Source organism: Rufibacter soli, from assembly GCF_054781795.1.
The window spans coordinates 568,965-588,673 of record NZ_BAAGTS010000002.1; the positions used below are offsets into that span (position 1 = coordinate 568,965).

Below are 19,709 nucleotides of genomic sequence, written 5' to 3' on the forward strand. Positions count from 1 at the left end.
GGTAGTACTGATACCTTATAGTAAGCTATTATCGATGAAGAAACTCTTAATTACATGTCTATTATTCCTTGTTGGGTTTTCTAGCCAAGCGCAATCGCCTGAGAGATGGATTGCCTTTTGGGACAGTAACCATGAGTTGAAGGGATTTAAAGACTCCAAAGGAGTGGTAAAAGTTGAACCCAAGTTTTCTAATCTCCGTGCCAACTACTTTGATAACATTATGGCCGTGTTTGTGAAGGAGAATGGCAAGTATAAATCTTATTATTTAACCAAGGCAGGTAAGATAGTTGGAAGGGACAGCTTATACTATTACGATAATGGGGAAGATTGTGAAAGCGAGGGTTTTATACGTTTCAGAGAAAAGAAAACAGACTTGGTGGGAATGTTTGACAGAAATGGGAAAATAGTTATTCCTGCTGATTACAACGGTTTGTCTAGGGTCCAGAATGGGCATGTTTGGGCGTTAAAAGGAGCTACCAAGAGGTACTTGGACAAAGACGCTGAGCATTTTTCTTATGAAGGAGGGGAAGAGATGCTCCTAAATACCAAAAATGGAGTTGTCTTAAGAAACACTAAGCGGGAAAGCTATCTGAACCTGTTTTCTTTTACAACCCATTTTTCAAAACCTGCTCCAGACCCAATCAGACAATATTTTGAAGGTGCCAACGGACAATTCTACTCCTTCATTGACTATGAGAAAGAGTTCAAGGATTGGCTTTACAACCAATTGCTTGAGTCATTAACCGCGCGTAAACTCCTTAAAGCATCTCATGACAGTATCACCTTTTGGCATGAACCTGATGGCTGGATAAACGAAGCAAAAGCGGACTTCCTGAAAAGAAACCTAAACCTGATCAAAACAAGTTTACTTGTCTTAAAAGAAAAAAAAGCTGACTTCTTTATTTCTATTGATGGATTAAACCCTTTCATATTTAACGGGCCAAGCTTTAGTCGTTACTACAACAACTGTGGGGAAAGCTTAACCGAGAAATACCCTACCATTGATTTGGTTATAAACAGCAGGAGGAATGGTGAATTGTCACAGGATCATTTTGGATTCTTACGAACCGAGAAAGGTTATAAACTCATCAACCTGACCATTAGGGATGCAAAGTTAAAGTAGCAGGCCTTGATTAATTCCAATATAAACGCTCTTGTGTACCCCCAACCTGTTCCATTTTATAGAAAGGCCTTTAAAGCAGGAAAGCCCCGCCGGTTTAACCGGCGGGGCTTTCCTGCTTTAAATCAAACTTAGAGCGAAGGTTAATATTCCCTAGAGCTGCTCTTCTTTCCATAGCGCCAGACCACAATGGCGGCAATGGCTAGAGAGACAATGGCGGCTTTTTCGGCCAGGCCTTTCTTGTCATGCTTCAGGTCTGACTTCATGCCTTTCTCCGCGAAGATATTAGGCACCTTGCCGCTCTTGAAGTCTTCAATAAAGCCTTCCACCACGTTAATGCGGTCAGCTAAGAGCAATGGCAGCCAGTGGCTGTATTGGTTTTCACTGTGCTTAAAGGCCATGCGCCGGAGCATGCCGCTCAAACCAGAGGGTGGGGTAGACGTACCGAAGACGGTGGTTAGGTTTGGCCTTTCGGTGGAGTGCAGCACTTCTACATTTGCCTGCTGTTGGGTAGGTCTATTCCACTCACCATACTTTTCATGGTGGTCATTGGAGCGTTTCCGCATGGGGTACGTAGGGTCGTTTTTGGGGTCAGCGTCAATGCCCCAGCCCTTTATATGTGAATAGTTACTTGCTAAATTTTCCATGTTCCTTTTGGTTTACATTCTGGCAGATGGTGGAATAAGTACGGTCTTGATGCAGTTGTCCTGCTTTTCAGAGAACATGCGGTAGGCATCAGACACTTCTTCTAACGGAATACGGTGCGTAATCAAGCCTTTGGGGTTGAGGATGCCGTTCTGTACGTGCTCAATCAACCTTGGCAACAGGCGTTTCACAGAAGCCTGGTTGGCCCTGATGGTAAGGCCTTTGTTGAGCACATTGCCAATAGGAACCAAGTTGTCTGTGGGGCCATACACCCCTACAATAGAGACTACGCCGCCTTTTTTCACCGAGTTAATAGCCCAGTGCAGCGCCGTAGCAGAACCCGCCTGCAGGAACAGCTTTCTACCCGTAATGGTCTGCAACGCGTTACCAGAAGCCTCAGCGCCCACAGCGTCAATGCAGACATCGGCACCCATCCAATCGGTTTTCTCCTTCAGGAACTGTACCACATCGCCGTCCATTTCCTTAAAGTTGTAGGCTTCGCACTGAGAGTAGTTGCTGGCAAACTCCAGGCGGTAGTCTACCTCGTCTACAATAATTACCCGGCCGGCGCCAAATAACCAGGAGCAGCGGGCGGCCATGATACCAATAGGACCCGCGCCAAACACCACTACCGTGTCGCCGGGCTGAATACCTGCCATCTCGGCGGCCTGATAGCCGGTGGGCACCACGTCAGTGAGGAGCACGGCATCATCTGGGTCCATGCCTTCGGGGATGACGGTGGGGCCTACGTTGGCGTAAGGTACACGTGCATATTCGGCCTGACCACCATTGTAGCCGCCAGCGGTGTGAGAATACCCAAAAATACCGCCAACGGCTGTGGCCTGCGGGTTAGATTCATGGCAGTTGCCGTACATCTCCTGCTTACAGAAAACGCACTCGCCACAGGCAATATTGAAGGGAACCAGTACGTGGTCGCCCACTTTTATCTTGGTTACTTCAGAGCCAACTTCTTCCACTATACCTGTAAACTCGTGGCCAAAGGTCATTCCTACGCGGGTATCTGGCACCGCGCCGTTGTACAAGTGTAAATCAGATCCGCAAATACAAGACCGCGTTACCCGCACAATGGCATCCTGGGGATGCTCTATTTTTGGCATGGGTTTTTCATCTATCCGGACCCGCAGAGGCCCTCGGTAATTCATGGCTAACATAGGTGTTTTCCTTTGGGATTAAAGTGAGACATCATTTTAGGTGGCCCTAAGCCAGATAAAGAGGCGAACCCTGAAAGGCTAACCCCTTAAGGCCTCCAGTACCGCTGCTAAAATGATACTTGCGCCTTTGGTTTAAGTTTCAGGAACGGCAGTAATCCACTTGAATAGCGTATAAATACGTATTATTTTGTAGTAGATACTGACATAAATACTGATTTTTTAGGCGGGTATACTCAAAAAGTAGGTTGTTTTGGGACTGTTTTCCTAAAAACAGGCTCAAAACTGAAAAGAGTACAGCGATATCCACAGGTAATTTAAGACTTGATTGCATCCTGAAAAGGTGCAATTGTCCACCCTTTGCGTATTTTCGCAATCGCGGCATTTAAAGCTAACGCTTGCTTAATTTATTCCCTGTCGCCACTACTTCCTTACTCATGAGTGTCATTATCAGAGCCCTTTCCGAAAAAGACAATGTCCCGCTTGCCCACCTCATCCGGGAAGTGTTCAGGGAATTTAAAATAGACCGGCCAGGTACCGTCTACACAGACCCCACCACCGATAACCTGTATGGCCTCTTCCAGACGCCCGGAAGTACTTATTTGGTGGCGGAACAAAACGGGGTACTACTTGGTGGCTGCGGCGTGTACCCCACAGAGGGCCTACCACCAGGCTATGCTGAACTAGTGAAGTTTTACTTGTCTGCGGACAGCCGTGGGAAAGGAATTGGCGCGAAACTGCTGCAAACCAGCCTGCACCTGGCCCAGGAATTAGGCTACACCCATCTCTACCTGGAATCTTTCCCAGAATTAGCCAAGGCCGTTAGTATGTATGAGAAAGCCGGCTTTACACCCTTGCCCCATGCGCTGGGCAACTCCGGCCACTTCGCCTGCAACATCTGGATGGTGAAAGATTTGCGGGAAGGAGAGGAGGTTCACTAAGAGGGAGATGGTGTTGGTGTGGTTATTACTGGAGTAATATCCAGTAGCGTTAAGTAATGGTATTGACCTTTCTGCTGAGGTTGGATGGTATAGTTGGCTCGCTTTAGGGGCCAGGTAGGGTATATCTGCATTTTAGGGTTGTTTTTCAAAAAACGGGCTGGATACGGAAAAGATCTGCAGGAGAGGGTCATCCCCAACCCCTTCAAAGGGGGACGGAATGCGTTGAATGACCAAAATTTGTTCTCCTGTGTAAACACCCCCCTTCGCCCCCCTCAAGGGGGGAGTCTGCGCTTAGTAAAGGGTATTGGGTATTTTGAGGCATTAGTGTGTTTTGAGCCTGTTTTTGGGAAAACGTGCCTAAAACGCGACAACCTAAAGCTGACAATGAATAACAGTATATCCACGCATTTCCCAGTTCCAGTCTTTACTTCGAGCGCCTCGCTTGTGGCCCTGGATAGACAATAGCTAAGAGAGAAATAAAATAGTAGGCCGCAAGGGCAGTACGAGGGGGAAAGACGGGGCCCTGCGGCCGTGAGCGCTCGGAGGGAAACCATGCAACAACCAAGCATAAGGACTTAGGCAAGAAAAGACACCACGCCAGCAACAGGCAGAAAGGCGTGCACAAGATCAAATGGAGAAAAAGTCTCAATTGTTAAGCCCTATGAACACCAACAACGGCGTGCAACGCAGGAAAATTTAAACTACGCCTCTATTTCCCTAACCATTCCTTAAAGGCAGCAGCGCGCTCATTGCTGATAATGATTTCTTTATCCGTAGCGGGTTTCACGTACACCTTCAGGCGGCCTTTGAGGTAGGGGTGGATCTCATCAATGGAGTGGATGTGGGCAATAAACTGACGGTTGAGGCGGCTGAATTGCTCAGGGTCAAGGAGCTCCTGGAGCGTGTCCAGGGTGAAGTCAGTGATAAAGCGCTGTCCACCGGTGGTGATAAGGAAAACGATCTTATCCTCAGCGTAGAAATAGGCGATCTCCTCCGTAGGAATAGACCTGATTTTCTGCCCGCTTTTCACCAGGAAGCGGTTTTTGTAGTGGTGCGTTTCTACTGTAGTCCGGTTACGATTGAGAAGGGCCATGATCTGCTCCATGTCCAGGCCGGCAGCGGCAGGTTTGCTTTGGTGCAGCGCCTTGAACTTGTCCATGGCCGCGGCCAGGTCTTCATTGCTGATGGGCTTGAGCAGGTAATCTATGCTATTGACTTTGAACGCCTTAACCGCATACTCATCATACGCCGTAGTAAAAATAATAGGGCATTTCACTTCTACCTTCTGGAAAATCTCAAAGCTGTTCCCGTCTGAAAGGTGAATATCCAGAAAAGCCAGGTCTGGGGCTGGGTTGGTCTCAAACCACTTTACCGCGTTCCTGATAGAGTCAATGGTGGTCAGGATTCTGATGCGGGGGTCATAGCGCAACAGCTGGGCTTCCAGTTTCTCAGAGGCCAGGTACTCGTCTTCAATCAGGAGGATGTTCATCAGGCGGCGTTGGTTAGGAGCGGTAATTTAGCAATGAAAGTTTTTTCCGTCACCTCCACGTCCACTTTTTTATCGGTGATGAACTTGTAGCGGTTAATGATGTTTTTGAGGCCCACGCCGGTAGACTCCTCGCGGCTTTCGCGCAGTTGCAGGTTGTTTTTGATGATGATGTAGTCGCCCTCCACAAACACGTCAATGAAAAGGGGCTCGTCCCGGCTTACAATATTGTGCTTGATGGCATTTTCCATGAGCAGCTGCATGGTGAGCGGGGCCACTTGGTGATTGAGCAAATGATCTGGCACGTTCACGTTCACGCGCAAGTTTTCCCGGAACCGGATCTTGAGCAGGAAGAGATAGGAATAAATGAAATCAAGTTCGGTGTGCAGACTGACTAGTTCTTTGTCTTTGTGTTCCAGCACGTACCGGTACACCTTAGAAAGCTGCTCCACAAACTTGCCCGCCATGTCCTGGTCTTTGTAAATGAGCGAAGAAAGCGCATTGAGGCTGTTGAACAGGAAGTGTGGGTTCACCTGTTGCTTCAACGACTCAAACTGCACCTTAATGGTCTCTTTTTTGAGTTTTTCGGCCTGCATGAGGTACCGGTGCCACTGGTTGTAGAAGTAAATACCAGACCTGATGAAATGCACGAACAGCAAGATAATGCTGCCGAATACAAACACTTCCTTGATGTTCTGCACCGCCTCTGCGTCTGTGAGGTTGTAAAACGTGAGGCCCAAAATAAGCCGCGGAAGCACCTCAAACAGTACCATCACCAGCAAAATATACAGCTGCACGGCAATCCACTCGTAGACAAACCGCCTTAGGCCGTACTCGCGCCAGTCATACTTCTTGCTCAGGCGTTTGGCAATCCGGCGGGTACCCTCCAGGATCACGTTGACCATGAGGGCAGTATTAAGCATCCGGTAAATATCCCGGACCTCAAACTCCTGAAAACCTGTGCGATGGATAAAGAAAAAAGTCCAGAAGATGAGCAGGGCAATACCTGTGTTGGCCAGGTAGCGCACTACTTTCTTATGCTTAAAATGGAAGGGTCGCTTCATACGTTGTGAGCCTTACAAGTAGCTCTTATAAAAGTAAATGGTGGCTTAGGATAGCCGATGGTTTAGTTTCCACTAGCCTCTCGTCCTTGGCCTGTTTGGAGGCCGTTTTCTGAAAAACAGGCTTAAAACGCCAGGTCTAGAATTTCCCAAACTTTACAATCAGGGAGAAAGAAGGGGCGCTCATGTCTTTGTCTGTGGAAACCGGTAGGTTGACGCCCTTGGCAAACCGGTAGGTGAATGCCAGGCCTAGGCGCATAAACCTGGCCAGGTTTAGTTCGGCCTGCAGGCCGGGTTCCAGCACAAAAAAGGTGTCTGTGTCATATACCTCATAACTGTAGGAGCCGGTGTTGTTTCTGCCCATGGCATTGTTGGTGTAAGCCGCACCTCCCATGCCAACCACCAGCGGGAAAGAAAAGTGCACTAAGCGCTCTGGGTGCGGAATATATTCCAGCAGCACGCCGCCGTAGCCGGCCTGTAGAAAGGCATTGTTAGACTGGTCAATCTCCCCAATGCTGTTCCTGGACATGAGCCCGAAACCTGCCAAACCCAACCCGAATTTCTGGTTCATCATCCAGGCGCCCTTGCCTCCTATCATCACCCCAGACCGGTCTTGCCAGTGGGTTAGTTGCAGCAGGGGCGCCACATAGTAACTATGCGAAACTTCGCCCGAAAGGAGGGTTTCCTGGACAGGCGTTTCTGACTGTTGTGCCCACCCCGTGGCCAGGCACGTAAAGAAGAACAATACCGTACTGATCCCTTTTTTCATAGATTTGCTGATAGAAATTCCTGCAGGCTCCTGGTTGTTTTAGGCAAAGAAGCGTTTTACCTGTAGGTACACAAGTAATTACTGACCAAAGCGGAGATTACCTTTCTGAAAATGTGTTTCCCTGTACTGGGTATTCTTCCGTCCATTTAAACTGAAATCTATGAATTCTGCCTGGATTTATTTAATACTAGCCGGCCTTTGTGAGATTGTCTGGGCCATTGGCCTCAAATACACGGATGGTTTTACCAAGCTCTGGCCCACCGTGGGCACGGTCATCGTGATGATCTTGAGTTTTATCCTGTTGGCCCAAGCCATGCGTACCCTTCCCGTAGGAACCGCCTATGCCTCCTGGACAGGCATTGGGGCCGTGGGCACCGCGATTCTGGGCATGGTGCTATTTAATGAACCCAAAGATCTGGTGCGTCTGGCTTGTATTGGGTTAATTATAGTTGGGGTGTTGGGGTTGAAGTTTTTAGCGAAAGAATAAGGTTTTTGTCTCTGGCTAGAGAATATATTTTTCTGGCTTCTTATGCTTTTAAGTTGGCCTTTTGAATTGCCTTTCCTATTACATTTTCTTGTGCACGCATTCCCGCCTGCTGCTGGCGTGGTGACCGCTGTCGCCTTAAGCCCTTATGCTGTATTGTTGCATGTTTTCCCTCCGAGCGCTCACGGCCGCGGGGCCCCGTCTTTCCCCCTCGCACTGCCCTTGCGGCCCAATTGCCTTCTTCCTTTAGCTTTGGTATTGCAGGGCCACAAGCGAGGCGCTCGAAGTAAAGACTGGAATCGGGAAATGCGTGATTGAAATTAGCAATAGTGATTGATGGTGTTGGTACTGTCATTTTAAGCATGCTTTTCCAAAACAGGCTCAAAACGGAAGAACCCTTTACTAAGCGCAGATTCTCCCCTTGAGGATTGCCCAAACGAGAGTTTGAGGTAGCGAGCGAAGCTCTGAGGAGGGATGTTTACACCGGCAGACATTCCCTGGTTCAAGTTTCCAACTTGGACCCACCATTCGGGAAGTTTGCAACTTCCCTCAGGCGAAAGCCTCAAATTACGCATTCCGTCCCCCTTTGAAGGGGATAGGGGGATGACGCACTTCTGCCCATCAACTCAATTCTCAGAACTCGGCACAGTCGTTTTGAGCCTACTTTTCTAAAACCAAGCCTAAAACGCTTTTGCTAAAAATTACCTCCAGCGGTAGGCGAAGAGTGCGTCTGGGGTGGTGAGGTAGAGGTATTTGTCTCCGGCTAATACCTGTTGGTAGGGTAAGGCTTGCTCCGGAAGGACCACGGTGCGGGTTTTGAAAGTGTAGAGGTGCTGGAAGTAAAGTTGGTTACCTGATAGGTAATAAAGTTCATCGCCTAGAAAACCCACATAGGTGAGGTTGGGAAGGGCAATCTTCTTCTGGTAATTGCCCATGTTGTCAAACACTAAGATGCCAGACAGGCGGTCTACCATGTAGAGTTTGTTCTGGTACTCCCGCATAAAAGTAATGTCCTGCTGCTGTCGGTCCAGGAGCAACTCCAGCGGGTTTTCATAGACAATCTGGTTGACCCGGGTATCTATTTTCAGGAGCCGGAAGGTGGTTTCGTCAAAAAGCCAAAGCCGATCATCGGCGGCCAGGGTGGCGGTGCGAATGGTGCCTTGGGTGTAGTCGCGCAGGTCTGCCAGGCCCAGGGGGGTTAGAAAGCGATCTAGGAGCTGAACCCGCTGGCGGTCCTCATAAAAAACGGTGATTTTGGCCGGGCTCCAGGCTTCCACCATCGCCACGCGACCCTGCACGGGCGGCGAAAAGGTATTCACGATCTTGCCCAGTGTATCTAGCTGAATGATGTTCTGGCGGGCATCTGAGAGATACAGGCGGTCAAAGCGGTCAATAGAAAGCAGGGTGTTGCCTTTGGCAGGCAGCGTATAAGCCAAAGACCAGGAAGGGGCCTGCGCCACCGCTTGCCAGAGCGGAAGCCAGCAAAGAATCCAGAGGCAGAGACTACGCAGGCTCGTTTTCAAAGTAATTGAGGGTAAGTTCCTGGCCATCATATACGGCATAAGAGCAAAAATTGACCCATTCTCCCAGGTTCAGATAGCGGCTGCGGTCCCCAATAGGTAAGTCTAGCGGCAGGTGGCGGTGCCCGAACACGTAAAAGTCATGATGCTTGGCTTTTTCCACGCGTTGGCAATAATGCACTAGCCATTCATCGTCGCCCAAGAAAACCTCGTCTTGCTTGGTGTTCTGTATCCGGCTGCGGCGCGACCAGAAACTGGCTAGCCCAATACCCACGTTGGGGTGAATGCGCGCAAACAGCCATTGGCTTATCGGGTTGGCAAATACGCGTTTGAGTACTTTGTAGGTATAATCCTTGGGTCCCAAGCCATCGCCGTGACCAATGTAAAAGGTGTGCGGGCCAATCTGGGTGGAAACAGGCTTCCGGATAATGGGAATGTTGAGTTCCTTGGGGAAGTAGTCAAACATCCACATGTCATGGTTGCCCGTGAAGAGGTACACCGGAATACCGCTGTCGGCTATCTCGGCCAGCTTTCCTTGTAAGCGTATGAAGCCCCTGGGAATGGCGTGGCGGTACTCAAACCAGAAGTCAAAGATATCACCCAGCAGGAAAATTGCGTGCGCATCTGTTTTCACCTCATCCAGCCACCGTACTATCTTTTTCTCGCGCGCCAAGCTTTTGTCAGGGGTAGGAACCCCTAAGTGGAAGTCTGAGGCGAAATAAACTTTCTTACCGGCGGGAAGGGGGTTAATCGGTGTGATCATCAATGAGGAAAAGAATGAGTTCTTTGGGCCCGTGGGCGCCCATGACCAAGGTTTTCTCAATATCTGCAGTACGGCTGGGGCCACTTACCAAAGATACCATGGATGGCAGGCGGTTGGCGTATTTCTCCTGCACAAACTGCAGCGCCTGCTTAATGTCTGGCACCAATTGTGACAGCTTTGCCACCACCAGGTGCATAGCAGGGTATACAGACAACCGTCTACCGCTGGCGTTAGCCGATGATACCAAAATGCTGCCGGTGCGGGCCACCAGGGCCTCACACGTGGTAAGGGCGGCCTGGGCATTGTTGATGAAATCGTCTTCGGTGCCGTTGAAGTGGATGCCGCCCGCGTGCAGTACTTTTTTCAGCATGGGTTCCCACACATACAGATTATCCAGGCCACGCTCTTTCTTAAACTCAAAGAGCTGGTCAAAGAAATCTTCCTCGCTTTCACAGTACACAAAAACGCCGCTGTTCCTGATAAAGGCCTCGGCAAACTGCACCGAAAGGTCTTCCAGCAAGGGCCCGTACACAGACGTGCTGAAGTCTGGGGTAGGAGGCAGAAAAGGCGCTGACTTTGCCAGCGCCTCTCTTACCTTCCGGAGCACAATCTCTTTAGATTTGGCTTCGTACATGCGGTATCTGTTTTTAAGCTATTTTTTAGAAAACACCTAAGAACTGAACGTAGTGCCTTCCCCGGTAGAAGAGGGCGTGCCCGTTGGCTCTGCAGCCGGAGGCGTATCTTCCCCGTTTTCCTGGGCACCGGTCGGGTGCGTTACGTGCACTTCAGCGGCTACCTCGCTTTGGGTCTTGCTACGGTCTGTACCGGCAGTATGGGCTTGGTACGTGGTCAATCCAGCAAATGGACGTTTACCTACCAGACGCTCCAGGTCGTTCTGGAAAAGGATTTCCTTCTGCAGCAATTCCTGCGCTACCAATTCCAGCTCTGCACGTTTTTCTGTCAGTAACTGCAAAGTGCGGTTATAGGCATCACTCACCAGCAGGCGTACCTCAGAGTCAATCACCTCAGCGGTGGTTTCTGAATACGGCTTAGTGAAGGTGTTGTCCGGCTGTTTGGAGTCATAGAATGACAGGTTGCCAATACGGTCGTTCATACCATACATGGTCACAATGCTGTAGGCCATTTTGGTAATGCGCTCCAGATCGCTCAGGGCACCGGTAGAGATTTTGCCAAACACAATTTGCTCAGCGGCACGTCCGCCCAGGGCCATGCACATCTCGTCTATCAATTGTTCTGTGTTGTAAAGGAACTGCTCCTTAGGCAAATACTGGGCGTACCCCAGCGCGGCTACCCCACGTGGAACTATGCTCACTTTCACCAATGGGTCACAGTGCTCCATAAACCAACCCACAATGGCGTGGCCGGCCTCATGATAAGCAACAATTTTCTTTTCCTCCGGAGAGATGATCTTGTTCTTTTTCTCCAAACCACCAATCACACGGTCAATGGCGTCATTGAAGTCCTCCATGTCAATAGCTTTCTTGTTACGGCGGGCCGCAATCAGGGCTGCTTCATTACACACGTTGGCAATCTCAGCTCCGGCAAAGCCAGGCGTTTGGGCCGCCAGTTTACGGGCGTCAATATCAGAGGCCAGGGTGAGGGGCTTTAAGTGCACGTCAAAGATCTCGGTACGGCCGTTAATGTCTGGCTTGTCAATGCTAATCTGGCGGTCAAAACGGCCCGGACGCAGCAAGGCAGAGTCCAGAATGTCTGGGCGGTTGGTGGCCGCCAGAATGATCACCCCAGAGTCAGTCGCGAAACCGTCCATCTCTACCAACAGGGAGTTAAGGGTGTTTTCGCGCTCATCGTTACCGCCTGGCATCTGCCCACGGCTACGGCTACGGCCAATGGCGTCAATCTCATCAATAAAGATAATACAAGGCGCTTTGGCTTTGGCTTGCTTGAACAGGTCACGTACCCGGGCGGCACCTACCCCCACAAACATCTCCACGAAGTCTGAACCAGACAGGGAGAAGAAGGGCACGTCTGCCTCACCAGCAACGGCTTTGGCCAGCAAGGTTTTACCGGTACCCGGAGGACCTACCAATAATGCACCTTTAGGGATTTTACCTCCCAGAATCGTGAATTTGGTAGGGTTCTTCAGGAACTCCACAATCTCCTGGATTTCTTCCTTGGCTTCTTCCAGGCCGGCCACGTCTTTGAACGTGATCTTCACCTTGTTGTCGGCGTCAAACAGCGCAGCTTTAGATTTGCCAATATTGAAAATCTGTCCGCCGGCGCCACCGGTGGCCATACGGCGCATCAGGAACCAGAAGCCTACCATCAACAGGATGAAGAATGGCCAGCCCATAAGTAGTTCAAGCAGACCGGTACGTTTCTCAATCTCAAGGGGCACACGCTGCTCACGTGGCACGTTTTCCTGCAACTTGTCCAGGTCTTGCTTAAAAGACTCGGCGGTAATGATAGGGAAGTGGTATTGGGCTCCCTGGCTGCTGCTGGTAATGCCGCTACGGCCTTCCAGTTCTGCCCGGTATTTTTCGTTTTTAAGGGCCTCGTCCTTCAAGGTCACCTCGGCCATGTTGTTGTTGACAACGGCTACCTTTTTCACATCCTGGGCCAGCAACATTTCCTCAAAACGAGGTTGCCGTATCTCTATGGTGGCGTTAAGGTTGTTGTAGTAGGTAAGGCCGAAAATAAAGAGCACGAGCGCCGCCAGCACCCAAATCTGCATAGTGGGGCGGGGCGGAGTGGTGGGGATTATTTTCCTTTTTTTCTTATTCTCTGGTTTTTCTGACATGGATTGTTCTCTTCAATAAAGGGTAAACCACCTGGGCAGGCAGTTGTTTAGACTACCGCCGGCGTAGGGCCTTCGGCGGGCGCTACATGCGTAATTTCAGCATCTCCCCAGAGTTCTTCCAGGGCGTAGAAATCACGTTTTTCCTTGAGAAAGATATGGGCCACTACGTCTACGTAGTCCAATACCACCCACTCACGGTTGGTACGGCCTTCACTTTGCCAGGGATTCTCTTTGGTTAATTTGAAAACTTCTTCCTCAATAGAAGAAGCAATAGCATCTAATTGCGTATCTGAACTTGCAGAACTAATGATAAAGTAGTCTGCAACCGCATTTTTCAGGTGTTTCAGGTTAAGAACAACTATATCGACTGCCTTTTTTTCCTGCATGCCTTTGATGACCAGTTCTGCCAATATGTCGGAATTGTCCTTAATCGTGGTGTGTTTCATTTGGGAAATATAAATTTGATCTTCAAAATTACTAAAGTCTTTGCAAAAGTTCTCTTTTAATACACTCTTTGTAGGGCAACAACTGGTTTTCATGCCAGAATGTGCCTCTACCAACACAGAGGCACAGCTGCTTCTTAACAAAAATGAAGCCACGGACGGTTGTGTCATTGTGGCGGGTGCCCAAACCTCCGGTCGCGGCCAACGTGGCAATATCTGGGAGGTGGAACCTGACAAAAACATCACCTTGTCTGTGATTCTCAAGCCCACTTTTCTGGAGGCCCAGCACCAGTTCGCGCTCAACATTGCGGTGGCGCTTGCCGCGCTTGACCTTCTGGTAGAAGTACTTCCTGCGGGTACCAGCGTCAAGTGGCCCAATGACCTCTACCACCAAGATAAGAAATTGGGCGGTATTCTCATAGAAAACACCATTAATGGCCGTTTCCTGCAGTATAGCGTGGTGGGCATAGGCATTAACGTGAACCAGGTTTCTTTTATGCAGGATCGGGCTACCTCTATGGCTTTACTTTGTGGCAAAGAACTGTCCCTTACGGCCTTAACCGGCAAGTTGTTAGAAAGCCTGGAGCGGCGTTACCTGGCGCTACGGGCAGGAGCAGCCATGGCCCAGAAACAAGAGTACCTGCAGCACCTGTACCGGTACCAGGAGTGGCATGACTTTGAGATCAATGGGCAGGTGGTTCCCGGGCAGATTACCGGAATGGATGCCACAGGGCGTCTGGCGGTACTGGTGGAACAGAAATTGCAGTTCTTCCAGTTCCAGGAGATAAAATTTGTAATTGGCAATCACTGATTCTGGCCTGGTTTTTGAAAAGGAGAGGGAAAGCAGCTTTGGATTGTTAAAAGGCGATATTGTTCTTTTTAAGGATAGCGTTATTAAATATTTACAAGTTTAATTTGGGCCTTTAGCACATGGTTCTTATATTTGACCCAGTCGCAACGTAGGCACCAGCATCTTTCTTATATGGCATGAAAATTTTTACACGCGTTTTCCTAGGCATTTTATCCCTGGGTATAGTTTTAGGTAGTAATGCGGCCACTCTGGGAGTTTTACCCGGAGGATTACCAGCTGGCCGGTACATAGAAACAAATTCAAAGTCAGATACTGCCTTGTTGGGGTGGCGTACGCCCGCCAGCTTGACGGTGACGGATTTTGGTATTCTGTCTGTGTTGCATTTCCCTTCTTATAACCCCAACGCGAAAAAATATTCTCCCTTTCTGGCAGCTTCTAAAAACTCAGGTGGGCTGGTGGCCAAGTTGACCGGCCGGAATGTCTCTACTGCTTTTGCCAGTGTTGCCAGCCTTAAGGGAATGGCCGCTCAAGGAGTGAAAGAACCTAAGTTGATCCCCTCCCTCAATGCGTATCCTAACCCATCCAGGGGGCTGACCAAGATTTCCCTGAGCTCCTTAGGCGATGAAAAGTATAAAATCAGGATCTCCAATGCCATAGGTAAGGTTTACAAAGAGATTCCGGTGATGCAGCCTACCTCTACAGAAACCATTATGGTAGATCTTTCACCGCTTCCTGCCGGGGTATATTTTTACAGCCTTCTGGTGAACGAGAAGATGGTGGAAACCAAACGATTGATCCTGCAGCAACAATAAGTTGCCCTACCTATACTAGAGAAAGAGCCAGCCAAAGCTGGCTCTTTTTTTATTTATTGGCGTAAGCTGCGCCTACGCTTTCAGAAAATTACTAATTTCGAGAGTTCAATACTAAACACATCATGCGTCAATACAATCGGATCAACAATCTGGTAGGCTGGCTGGTATTTGCGGTGGCAACCATCACGTACGTACTCACCTTAGAGCCAACCGCCAGTTTCTGGGACAGCGGAGAGTTCATTGCCTGCTCTTATAAGTTATTGGTACCGCACCCTCCCGGGGCACCATTCTATTTGTTGCTGGGTCGTATCTTCTCCATGTTTGCCGGTGATCCGTCGCAGGTGGCGTGGTGGGTGAACCTTCTTTCTGCCCTTTCCAGCTCCTTTACGGTGCTTTTCCTGTTCTGGACCATTAGCATTCTGGCCCGCAAATTACTAGTACCATCCGTCGCCAAAACCACGGTGGGTACCGCCGTAGTAACCGAGGATGATCATCTGGTGGAGCCAACCCTGGGGCAGACCATTGCCATTATGGGCAGTGCCGCCGTGGGCGCCCTGGCGTTCACTTTCTCTGATTCTTTCTGGTTCTCTGCCGTAGAGGCCGAGGTATATGCGCTTTCCTCTTTCTTTACCGCCTTTGTGGTATGGGCTATGTTGCGTTGGGAGGAGCGTGCCCATGACGCCATGTCAGATAAATGGTTGATTCTAATCGCCTACATGGTGGGTCTTTCCATTGGTGTCCATTTGCTGAACCTGGTAGCCATTCCGGCCCTGGCCTTCATCTTCTTCTTCCGGCTTAGAAAATACTCCAATAAAGGCGCCATCATCACGCTGGTGGTGAGTGCCCTTATCTTAGGCATTGTGCTGGTAGGGATTATCCCGGGTTTACCGTCAGTGGCGGGTTGGTTTGAGGTGTTGTTCGTAAACAGCTTCGGGATGCCGTTTGGCGCCGGGGTTATCTTTTTTGTGGCGCTGTTCATTGCTGCCATTGTGTGGGCGGTACGGTATTCCATCAGAAAGGGCAACCGCACGCTGCATACCGCGTTGCTGAGTTTCATTTTTGTGCTGATCGGTTACTCGTCTTACATGATCATTCCCATCAGGTCTGGGTATGACCCCACCATTGATGAGAATGACCCAGAGAACATTGTGAGCTTTGTCTCTTACCTCAAGCGCGAACAGTACGGGGACCGTCCGTTGCTGTTTGGGCCGCAGTTCAACGCTGAGCCTATTGGCCAGGAGCCGGGCGCTGCCCAGTACATTAAAGGCAAAGACAAATATATTGAGGTAGAGCGCAAGATAGAGGCGGTTTATGACTCTAAAGACAAAACCTTGCTGCCGCGCCTGTACAGCAACCAGCCGGGCCATATTGCTCAGTACAAGAAATGGGTAGACGTGCAGGAAGGCAAAAAGCCAACCATGGGCCAAAACTTCAGCTTCCTGTTCAACTACCAGATGGGCCATATGTTCTGGCGCTATTTTGGGTGGAATTTTGTGGGCCGCGAAGGCGATATCCAGCAGTCTGGTGTGCTTTGGCCGTGGGAGAGCAATGACGGCCTGCCCGAGCGCGTAGCCGAAAGCAAAGCCCGCAACAACTTCTACATGCTGCCCCTGGCCCTGGGTATTCTGGGCTTGATCTTCCAGATCAGGAGAAAGCAACGCGATGCCTTTATCGTGGGCCTGCTCTTCTTCTTTACGGGTATTGCCATTGTCATTTACCTGAACCAGCCGCCTATTGAGCCGCGCGAGCGGGACTACACTTTTGCCGGGGCTTTCTACGCCTACTGCATCTGGATTGGTCTGGGGGTATTGGCCCTTGCTGATTTCCTGCGCAAGCTCTTGAAGTCTGACGTACTGGCCGGCGGAGTGGCTACCTTGGTGGGCTTGCTCATACCAGGCGTGATGGCCGCCCAGGGCTGGGATGACCATGACCGCTCTGACCGCTACCATTCCGTAGATTCGGCTAAAAACTTGTTGAGTTCCGTAGCACCAAACGCCATCCTGTTCACCAACGGCGATAATGACACGTTCCCGCTCTGGTACGCCCAGGAGGTGGAAGGCTTCAGGACCGATGTGCGCGTAGCCGTGCTCAGCTACATGAACACTGACTGGTATCTGGACCAGATGAAACGCCAGGCCTATAAATCTGAGCCGTTCCCTATGATTTTGGAGAACGAGAACTACCGTCAGGGCATCAATGATTACCTGCCATATGTAGAACGCCCTGAAGTGGCTGGCGGTATTGACCTCAAGCAGTACATCCAGTTGGTGAAACAGAACCACCAGGCCCTCCAGATTGGGGACCGCTCTGGCCGTACGTACCTGTCTTTCCCTACCAAGAACTTCTTCCTGAACATAGACAAGCAAGCAGTGATTGCCGCCAACGCTGTACCAGCTGCTTACCAAGATTCTATTGTGAGCCAAATGCGCTGGACCATAAAGCAAGGCGGTCTGGAGAAGAAGCACCTGGCCATGCTGGATCTTATTGCCAATAACAACTGGAAACGTCCGGTCTATTTCTCCACCACGGCAGACAACTCAGACTTCCTGGGGCTGGAGAACTACCTGCAACTGGAAGGCCTGGCTTACCGCATAGTACCGGTACTGGCCAGAGATCCAGAGCAGACGGGCTACATCGCCAAAGACATCATGTATGACAACATGATGAATAAGTTCTCGTGGCGTAACCTGGACCGCGAAGACATCTTCTATGATGAGAACTACCTGCGCTTCCCAGCCAACGCCCGTGACAAATACTACCAGTTGACCGTTGAGTACCTGAAGGCTGGAGACAAGGCCACCGCCAAGAAAATCATGGACTACGTCTTCACTAAACTGCCAGACAAGTCTATCCCGTATGACTATTACATTCCGCCGTATGTGGTGCCGTTGTACCAGGTAGGGGAACAGAAGCGGGCCCAGGAAATCGTGAATGTGATGTCAGCGCGGTCTGACAAGGCCCTGCGGTACTTCCTGAACCAGAGCTCTGTGTTTGAGACCGAGATCAGGATCAACCTCTTTATTATGCAGCAACTCATTCAGGTGGCCCGCCAAGTTGGCATGAATGAAAAGGCCGCCGAGATAGAACAGAACTTTATGCAGCATTACAGCCAGATGGGCAGATAATGCACTTGTATTACAGAAAAAGGCCGGTAGCAATACCGGCCTTTTTTGTAGCCAGCTTTTTTGTGAGCATTCCTGTTTTAAGCCTGTTTTGGCCAAAACAGGCTTAAAACAGGAATGGACCTCCTGGCTATTCACTCTGATATTGACCCAGGCCAAGGGGGTAGAATTGGCGTTCCAGAGAAGAGGAAAGCGGACTGCTTTTCAGGAGTATATTTTTCTGCGGAAATACGGCTACCTTTGTGGAGTAGGCAGGGAACAAGTTTGTCTGCCCCGCATAATAGCATATTCATGGAAAACAGAAATTACAGAGATAGGGAAGGCGGCGGAAAGCCCCGTCATTTCACCCAGCCCAAGGCAGATAAAATGGAAATGGTTTTTGGGCTTCGGCCTATTCTGGAAGCGTTGCACGCCGGAAAAACCATGGAAAAGATTTATCTGTTAAAAGGGGTGAAGCACAGCATCAGCCAGGAAATCACGGAGTTGGCCAAGGCCGCCGATATTCCTATTTCCCTGGTGCCCGGCGAAAAGCTGGACCAACTCACCCGCAAAAACCACCAGGGCGCAGTAGCCTATCTTTCTGCCATTTCCTACTCGCCGCTAGATGAGATTGTGGCCTCACTCTTTGAGAAAGGCATTGATCCGCTGCTGGTAGTCCTGGACCGCATAACTGACGTGCGTAACTTTGGCGCCATAGCCCGTAACGCCGAGTGTATGGGCGCCCATGCCATTGTAATCCCCAGCCGTGGGGCTGCCCAGATCAACGCCGATGCCCTGAAGACTTCGGCAGGCGCCTTGAACCTGATTCCGGTTTGCCGCGAGCCTAACCTGAAAGATACCCTGCATTTCCTGAAGCAGTCTGGCATACGGGTAGTAGCCTGTACCGAGAAAGCCGAAGATAACCTGACAGATGCGGGCGTTGACCTGACCGGCCCCATTGCAATATTAATGGGCTCTGAAGAAGACGGTATCTCCCCGGAGTACCTGAAACGCGCCGATGTACGCGTGAAGATACCCATGGTAGGCCAGATACAGTCTTTGAACGTGTCGGTGGCCAGTGGTATTGTTTTGTTTGAGACCATGCGCCAGAGAAAGGCAGGCTATTAGGTTAGTCTGATTGCTATAAAGATTTTTTCTAATCAAGCAAAAGCCGTTTTGGGCCTGTTTTTAAGAAAACAGGCCCAAAACGGCTTTTGGCATTTAATTGCGTTACCCCGATTCGCGTTATTAATCTTACATTAGGGGAGGCAGATGCAGCCTTTTTGCCTGGCAAAGGGTCTGTTAAGAAAAGCCGTGGCTATGAAAAACATGTTCCTCTTTCTTTTGCTCGCCTTCCTTTTCGCTTCCTGTTTGGAGAAAGATGATGATCCCGCTACTCTGCCAGAAGGCACCTATACCGGAACCTTTAGCAGAACAGACCCTCAAACCAAGTCACCGCCTAAAGTAGCCCAGGTAACGCTGATAATAAAAGGAAACACGTTCAAAGGCAACAGCGATACGCCTACGTACCCGGCTATTGGCTCCGGTACCTACCAGATAAAGGGGAAAGACATTACGTTTGAAGATGAGAACTTCTGGACGGCAAACTTTGACTGGACCCTCATCCTGAAAGGCACCTATTCTTTGCAAAGCACTGGCGGCACTGTTACGCTCACCCGCCAGCAGGGAACCCAAACCGATGTCTACCAATTAACCAGGAAACAGGAGTAAACTTGAAAATAGTACATAAAAAGAGCGGGTTTCCTGACACCAGGAAACCCGCTCTTTTTAGTTTTTAGAAAGAA

The 19,709-nt window shown here is 49.9% G+C and carries 18 protein-coding genes; 8 read left to right on the forward strand and 10 right to left on the reverse strand.

Annotated features, from left to right (window positions below; all coding sequences use genetic code 11):
* The first annotated feature begins 34 nt into the window (after positions 1 to 34).
* Positions 35 to 1,123 (forward strand): WG repeat-containing protein, encoded by a 1,089-nt coding sequence (locus tag ACYVJQ_RS04375; RefSeq protein ID WP_460891842.1) that lies wholly within the window; start codon positions 35 to 37, stop codon positions 1,121 to 1,123.
* A 140-nt stretch (positions 1,124 to 1,263) separates the two neighbouring features.
* Here the strand turns inward: ACYVJQ_RS04375 and ACYVJQ_RS04380 are convergent, their stop codons facing one another.
* Positions 1,264 to 1,767: a hypothetical protein gene (locus ACYVJQ_RS04380; RefSeq protein ID WP_460891843.1), complete on the reverse strand. Its 504-nt coding sequence runs from the start codon at positions 1,765 to 1,767 to the stop codon at positions 1,264 to 1,266.
* A 12-nt stretch (positions 1,768 to 1,779) separates the two neighbouring features.
* Positions 1,780 to 2,937 (reverse strand): zinc-dependent alcohol dehydrogenase, encoded by a 1,158-nt coding sequence (locus tag ACYVJQ_RS04385; RefSeq protein ID WP_460891844.1) that lies wholly within the window; start codon positions 2,935 to 2,937, stop codon positions 1,780 to 1,782.
* Positions 2,938 to 3,332: 395 nt separating this feature from the next.
* On the opposite strand from ACYVJQ_RS04385, the gene ACYVJQ_RS04390 reads away from it, so the two are divergent.
* Entirely contained in the window at positions 3,333 to 3,875 is a 543-nt protein-coding gene (locus tag ACYVJQ_RS04390) for a GNAT family N-acetyltransferase (protein WP_460891845.1), read from the forward strand.
* Between the two features lie 709 nt (positions 3,876 to 4,584).
* On the opposite strand, the gene ACYVJQ_RS04395 is transcribed toward ACYVJQ_RS04390, so the two are convergent.
* From ACYVJQ_RS04395 to ACYVJQ_RS04405, 3 genes are all read right to left on the reverse strand, one after another.
* On the reverse strand, positions 4,585 to 5,364 hold the full coding sequence (locus tag ACYVJQ_RS04395; protein ID WP_460891846.1) for a LytR/AlgR family response regulator transcription factor: 780 nt from the start codon (positions 5,362 to 5,364) through the stop codon (positions 4,585 to 4,587).
* Positions 5,364 to 6,425, reverse strand: a complete 1,062-nt coding sequence (locus ACYVJQ_RS04400; RefSeq protein ID WP_460891847.1) for a sensor histidine kinase — start codon at positions 6,423 to 6,425, stop codon at positions 5,364 to 5,366. Before ACYVJQ_RS04400 ends, ACYVJQ_RS04395 begins: the two co-directional genes overlap by 1 nt.
* A 136-nt stretch (positions 6,426 to 6,561) precedes the next feature.
* Positions 6,562 to 7,191 (reverse strand): hypothetical protein, encoded by a 630-nt coding sequence (locus ACYVJQ_RS04405; protein WP_460891848.1) that lies wholly within the window; start codon positions 7,189 to 7,191, stop codon positions 6,562 to 6,564.
* Positions 7,192 to 7,351: 160 nt separating this feature from the next.
* Between ACYVJQ_RS04405 and sugE the strand changes: the two genes are divergently transcribed.
* A complete protein-coding gene (gene sugE / locus ACYVJQ_RS04410; protein WP_460891849.1) occupies positions 7,352 to 7,678 on the forward strand; it encodes a quaternary ammonium compound efflux SMR transporter SugE in 327 nt (108 codons plus the stop codon).
* 698 nt (positions 7,679 to 8,376) lie between these two features.
* Here sugE and ACYVJQ_RS04415 read toward each other — a convergent pair.
* The 5 genes from ACYVJQ_RS04415 to rsfS are packed head-to-tail and all read right to left on the reverse strand — an operon-like array spanning position 8,377 to position 13,183.
* Positions 8,377 to 9,198, reverse strand: a complete 822-nt coding sequence (locus tag ACYVJQ_RS04415; protein WP_460891850.1) for a hypothetical protein — start codon at positions 9,196 to 9,198, stop codon at positions 8,377 to 8,379.
* A complete protein-coding gene (locus ACYVJQ_RS04420; protein WP_460891851.1) occupies positions 9,179 to 9,958 on the reverse strand; it encodes a UDP-2,3-diacylglucosamine diphosphatase in 780 nt (259 codons plus the stop codon). The genes ACYVJQ_RS04415 and ACYVJQ_RS04420 overlap by 20 nt, the downstream gene beginning before the upstream one ends.
* Positions 9,942 to 10,592, reverse strand: a complete 651-nt coding sequence (locus tag ACYVJQ_RS04425) for a LutC/YkgG family protein (RefSeq protein WP_460891852.1) — start codon at positions 10,590 to 10,592, stop codon at positions 9,942 to 9,944. The genes ACYVJQ_RS04420 and ACYVJQ_RS04425 overlap by 17 nt, the downstream gene beginning before the upstream one ends.
* Positions 10,593 to 10,628: 36 nt before the next feature.
* The gene (ftsH, locus tag ACYVJQ_RS04430; protein WP_460891853.1) at positions 10,629 to 12,737 is read right to left on the reverse strand and encodes an ATP-dependent zinc metalloprotease FtsH; all 2,109 of its coding nucleotides are present in this window, start codon (positions 12,735 to 12,737) and stop codon (positions 10,629 to 10,631) included.
* Positions 12,738 to 12,784: 47 nt separating this feature from the next.
* Positions 12,785 to 13,183 (reverse strand): ribosome silencing factor, encoded by a 399-nt coding sequence (gene rsfS / locus ACYVJQ_RS04435; RefSeq protein WP_460891854.1) that lies wholly within the window; start codon positions 13,181 to 13,183, stop codon positions 12,785 to 12,787.
* A 91-nt stretch (positions 13,184 to 13,274) separates the two neighbouring features.
* Between rsfS and ACYVJQ_RS04440 the strand changes: the two genes are divergently transcribed.
* The 5 genes from ACYVJQ_RS04440 to ACYVJQ_RS04460 all read left to right on the forward strand — a co-directional run bounded on the left by ACYVJQ_RS04440 (position 13,275) and on the right by ACYVJQ_RS04460 (position 19,635).
* Positions 13,275 to 13,991 carry a biotin--[acetyl-CoA-carboxylase] ligase gene (locus ACYVJQ_RS04440; RefSeq protein WP_460891855.1) on the forward strand — a complete coding sequence of 239 codons (717 nt, stop codon included), beginning with the start codon at positions 13,275 to 13,277 and terminating at the stop codon, positions 13,989 to 13,991.
* Between the two features lie 176 nt (positions 13,992 to 14,167).
* Entirely contained in the window at positions 14,168 to 14,803 is a 636-nt protein-coding gene (locus ACYVJQ_RS04445) for a T9SS type A sorting domain-containing protein (protein ID WP_460891856.1), read from the forward strand.
* Between the two features lie 122 nt (positions 14,804 to 14,925).
* Positions 14,926 to 17,928 (forward strand): glycosyltransferase family 117 protein, encoded by a 3,003-nt coding sequence (locus tag ACYVJQ_RS04450; protein WP_460891857.1) that lies wholly within the window; start codon positions 14,926 to 14,928, stop codon positions 17,926 to 17,928.
* A 288-nt stretch (positions 17,929 to 18,216) separates the two neighbouring features.
* Positions 18,217 to 19,032 carry a 23S rRNA (guanosine(2251)-2'-O)-methyltransferase RlmB gene (gene rlmB, locus ACYVJQ_RS04455; protein WP_460891858.1) on the forward strand — a complete coding sequence of 272 codons (816 nt, stop codon included), beginning with the start codon at positions 18,217 to 18,219 and terminating at the stop codon, positions 19,030 to 19,032.
* Positions 19,033 to 19,224: 192 nt separating this feature from the next.
* Positions 19,225 to 19,635 carry a hypothetical protein gene (locus tag ACYVJQ_RS04460; protein ID WP_460891859.1) on the forward strand — a complete coding sequence of 137 codons (411 nt, stop codon included), beginning with the start codon at positions 19,225 to 19,227 and terminating at the stop codon, positions 19,633 to 19,635.
* The last annotated feature ends 74 nt before the right edge of the window (positions 19,636 to 19,709 follow it).

Coding starts and splice junctions, on each gene's coding strand:
- ACYVJQ_RS04450 (WP_460891857.1), top strand. CDS start 14,926: ATGCGTCAATACAATCGGATCAACAATCTGGTAGGCTGGCTGGTATTT.
- ACYVJQ_RS04460 (WP_460891859.1), top strand. CDS start 19,225: ATGAAAAACATGTTCCTCTTTCTTTTGCTCGCCTTCCTTTTCGCTTCC.
- ACYVJQ_RS04440 (WP_460891855.1), top strand. CDS start 13,275: ATGCCAGAATGTGCCTCTACCAACACAGAGGCACAGCTGCTTCTTAAC.
- ACYVJQ_RS04445 (WP_460891856.1), top strand. CDS start 14,168: ATGAAAATTTTTACACGCGTTTTCCTAGGCATTTTATCCCTGGGTATA.
- ACYVJQ_RS04380 (WP_460891843.1), bottom strand. CDS start 1,767: ATGGAAAATTTAGCAAGTAACTATTCACATATAAAGGGCTGGGGCATT.
- ACYVJQ_RS04395 (WP_460891846.1), bottom strand. CDS start 5,364: ATGAACATCCTCCTGATTGAAGACGAGTACCTGGCCTCTGAGAAACTG.
- ftsH (WP_460891853.1), bottom strand. CDS start 12,737: ATGTCAGAAAAACCAGAGAATAAGAAAAAAAGGAAAATAATCCCCACC.
- ACYVJQ_RS04400 (WP_460891847.1), bottom strand. CDS start 6,425: ATGAAGCGACCCTTCCATTTTAAGCATAAGAAAGTAGTGCGCTACCTG.
- ACYVJQ_RS04420 (WP_460891851.1), bottom strand. CDS start 9,958: ATGATCACACCGATTAACCCCCTTCCCGCCGGTAAGAAAGTTTATTTC.
- ACYVJQ_RS04425 (WP_460891852.1), bottom strand. CDS start 10,592: ATGTACGAAGCCAAATCTAAAGAGATTGTGCTCCGGAAGGTAAGAGAG.
- ACYVJQ_RS04375 (WP_460891842.1), top strand. CDS start 35: ATGAAGAAACTCTTAATTACATGTCTATTATTCCTTGTTGGGTTTTCT.
- ACYVJQ_RS04405 (WP_460891848.1), bottom strand. CDS start 7,191: ATGAAAAAAGGGATCAGTACGGTATTGTTCTTCTTTACGTGCCTGGCC.
- sugE (WP_460891849.1), top strand. CDS start 7,352: ATGAATTCTGCCTGGATTTATTTAATACTAGCCGGCCTTTGTGAGATT.
- rsfS (WP_460891854.1), bottom strand. CDS start 13,183: ATGAAACACACCACGATTAAGGACAATTCCGACATATTGGCAGAACTG.
- ACYVJQ_RS04385 (WP_460891844.1), bottom strand. CDS start 2,937: ATGTTAGCCATGAATTACCGAGGGCCTCTGCGGGTCCGGATAGATGAA.
- rlmB (WP_460891858.1), top strand. CDS start 18,217: ATGGAAAACAGAAATTACAGAGATAGGGAAGGCGGCGGAAAGCCCCGT.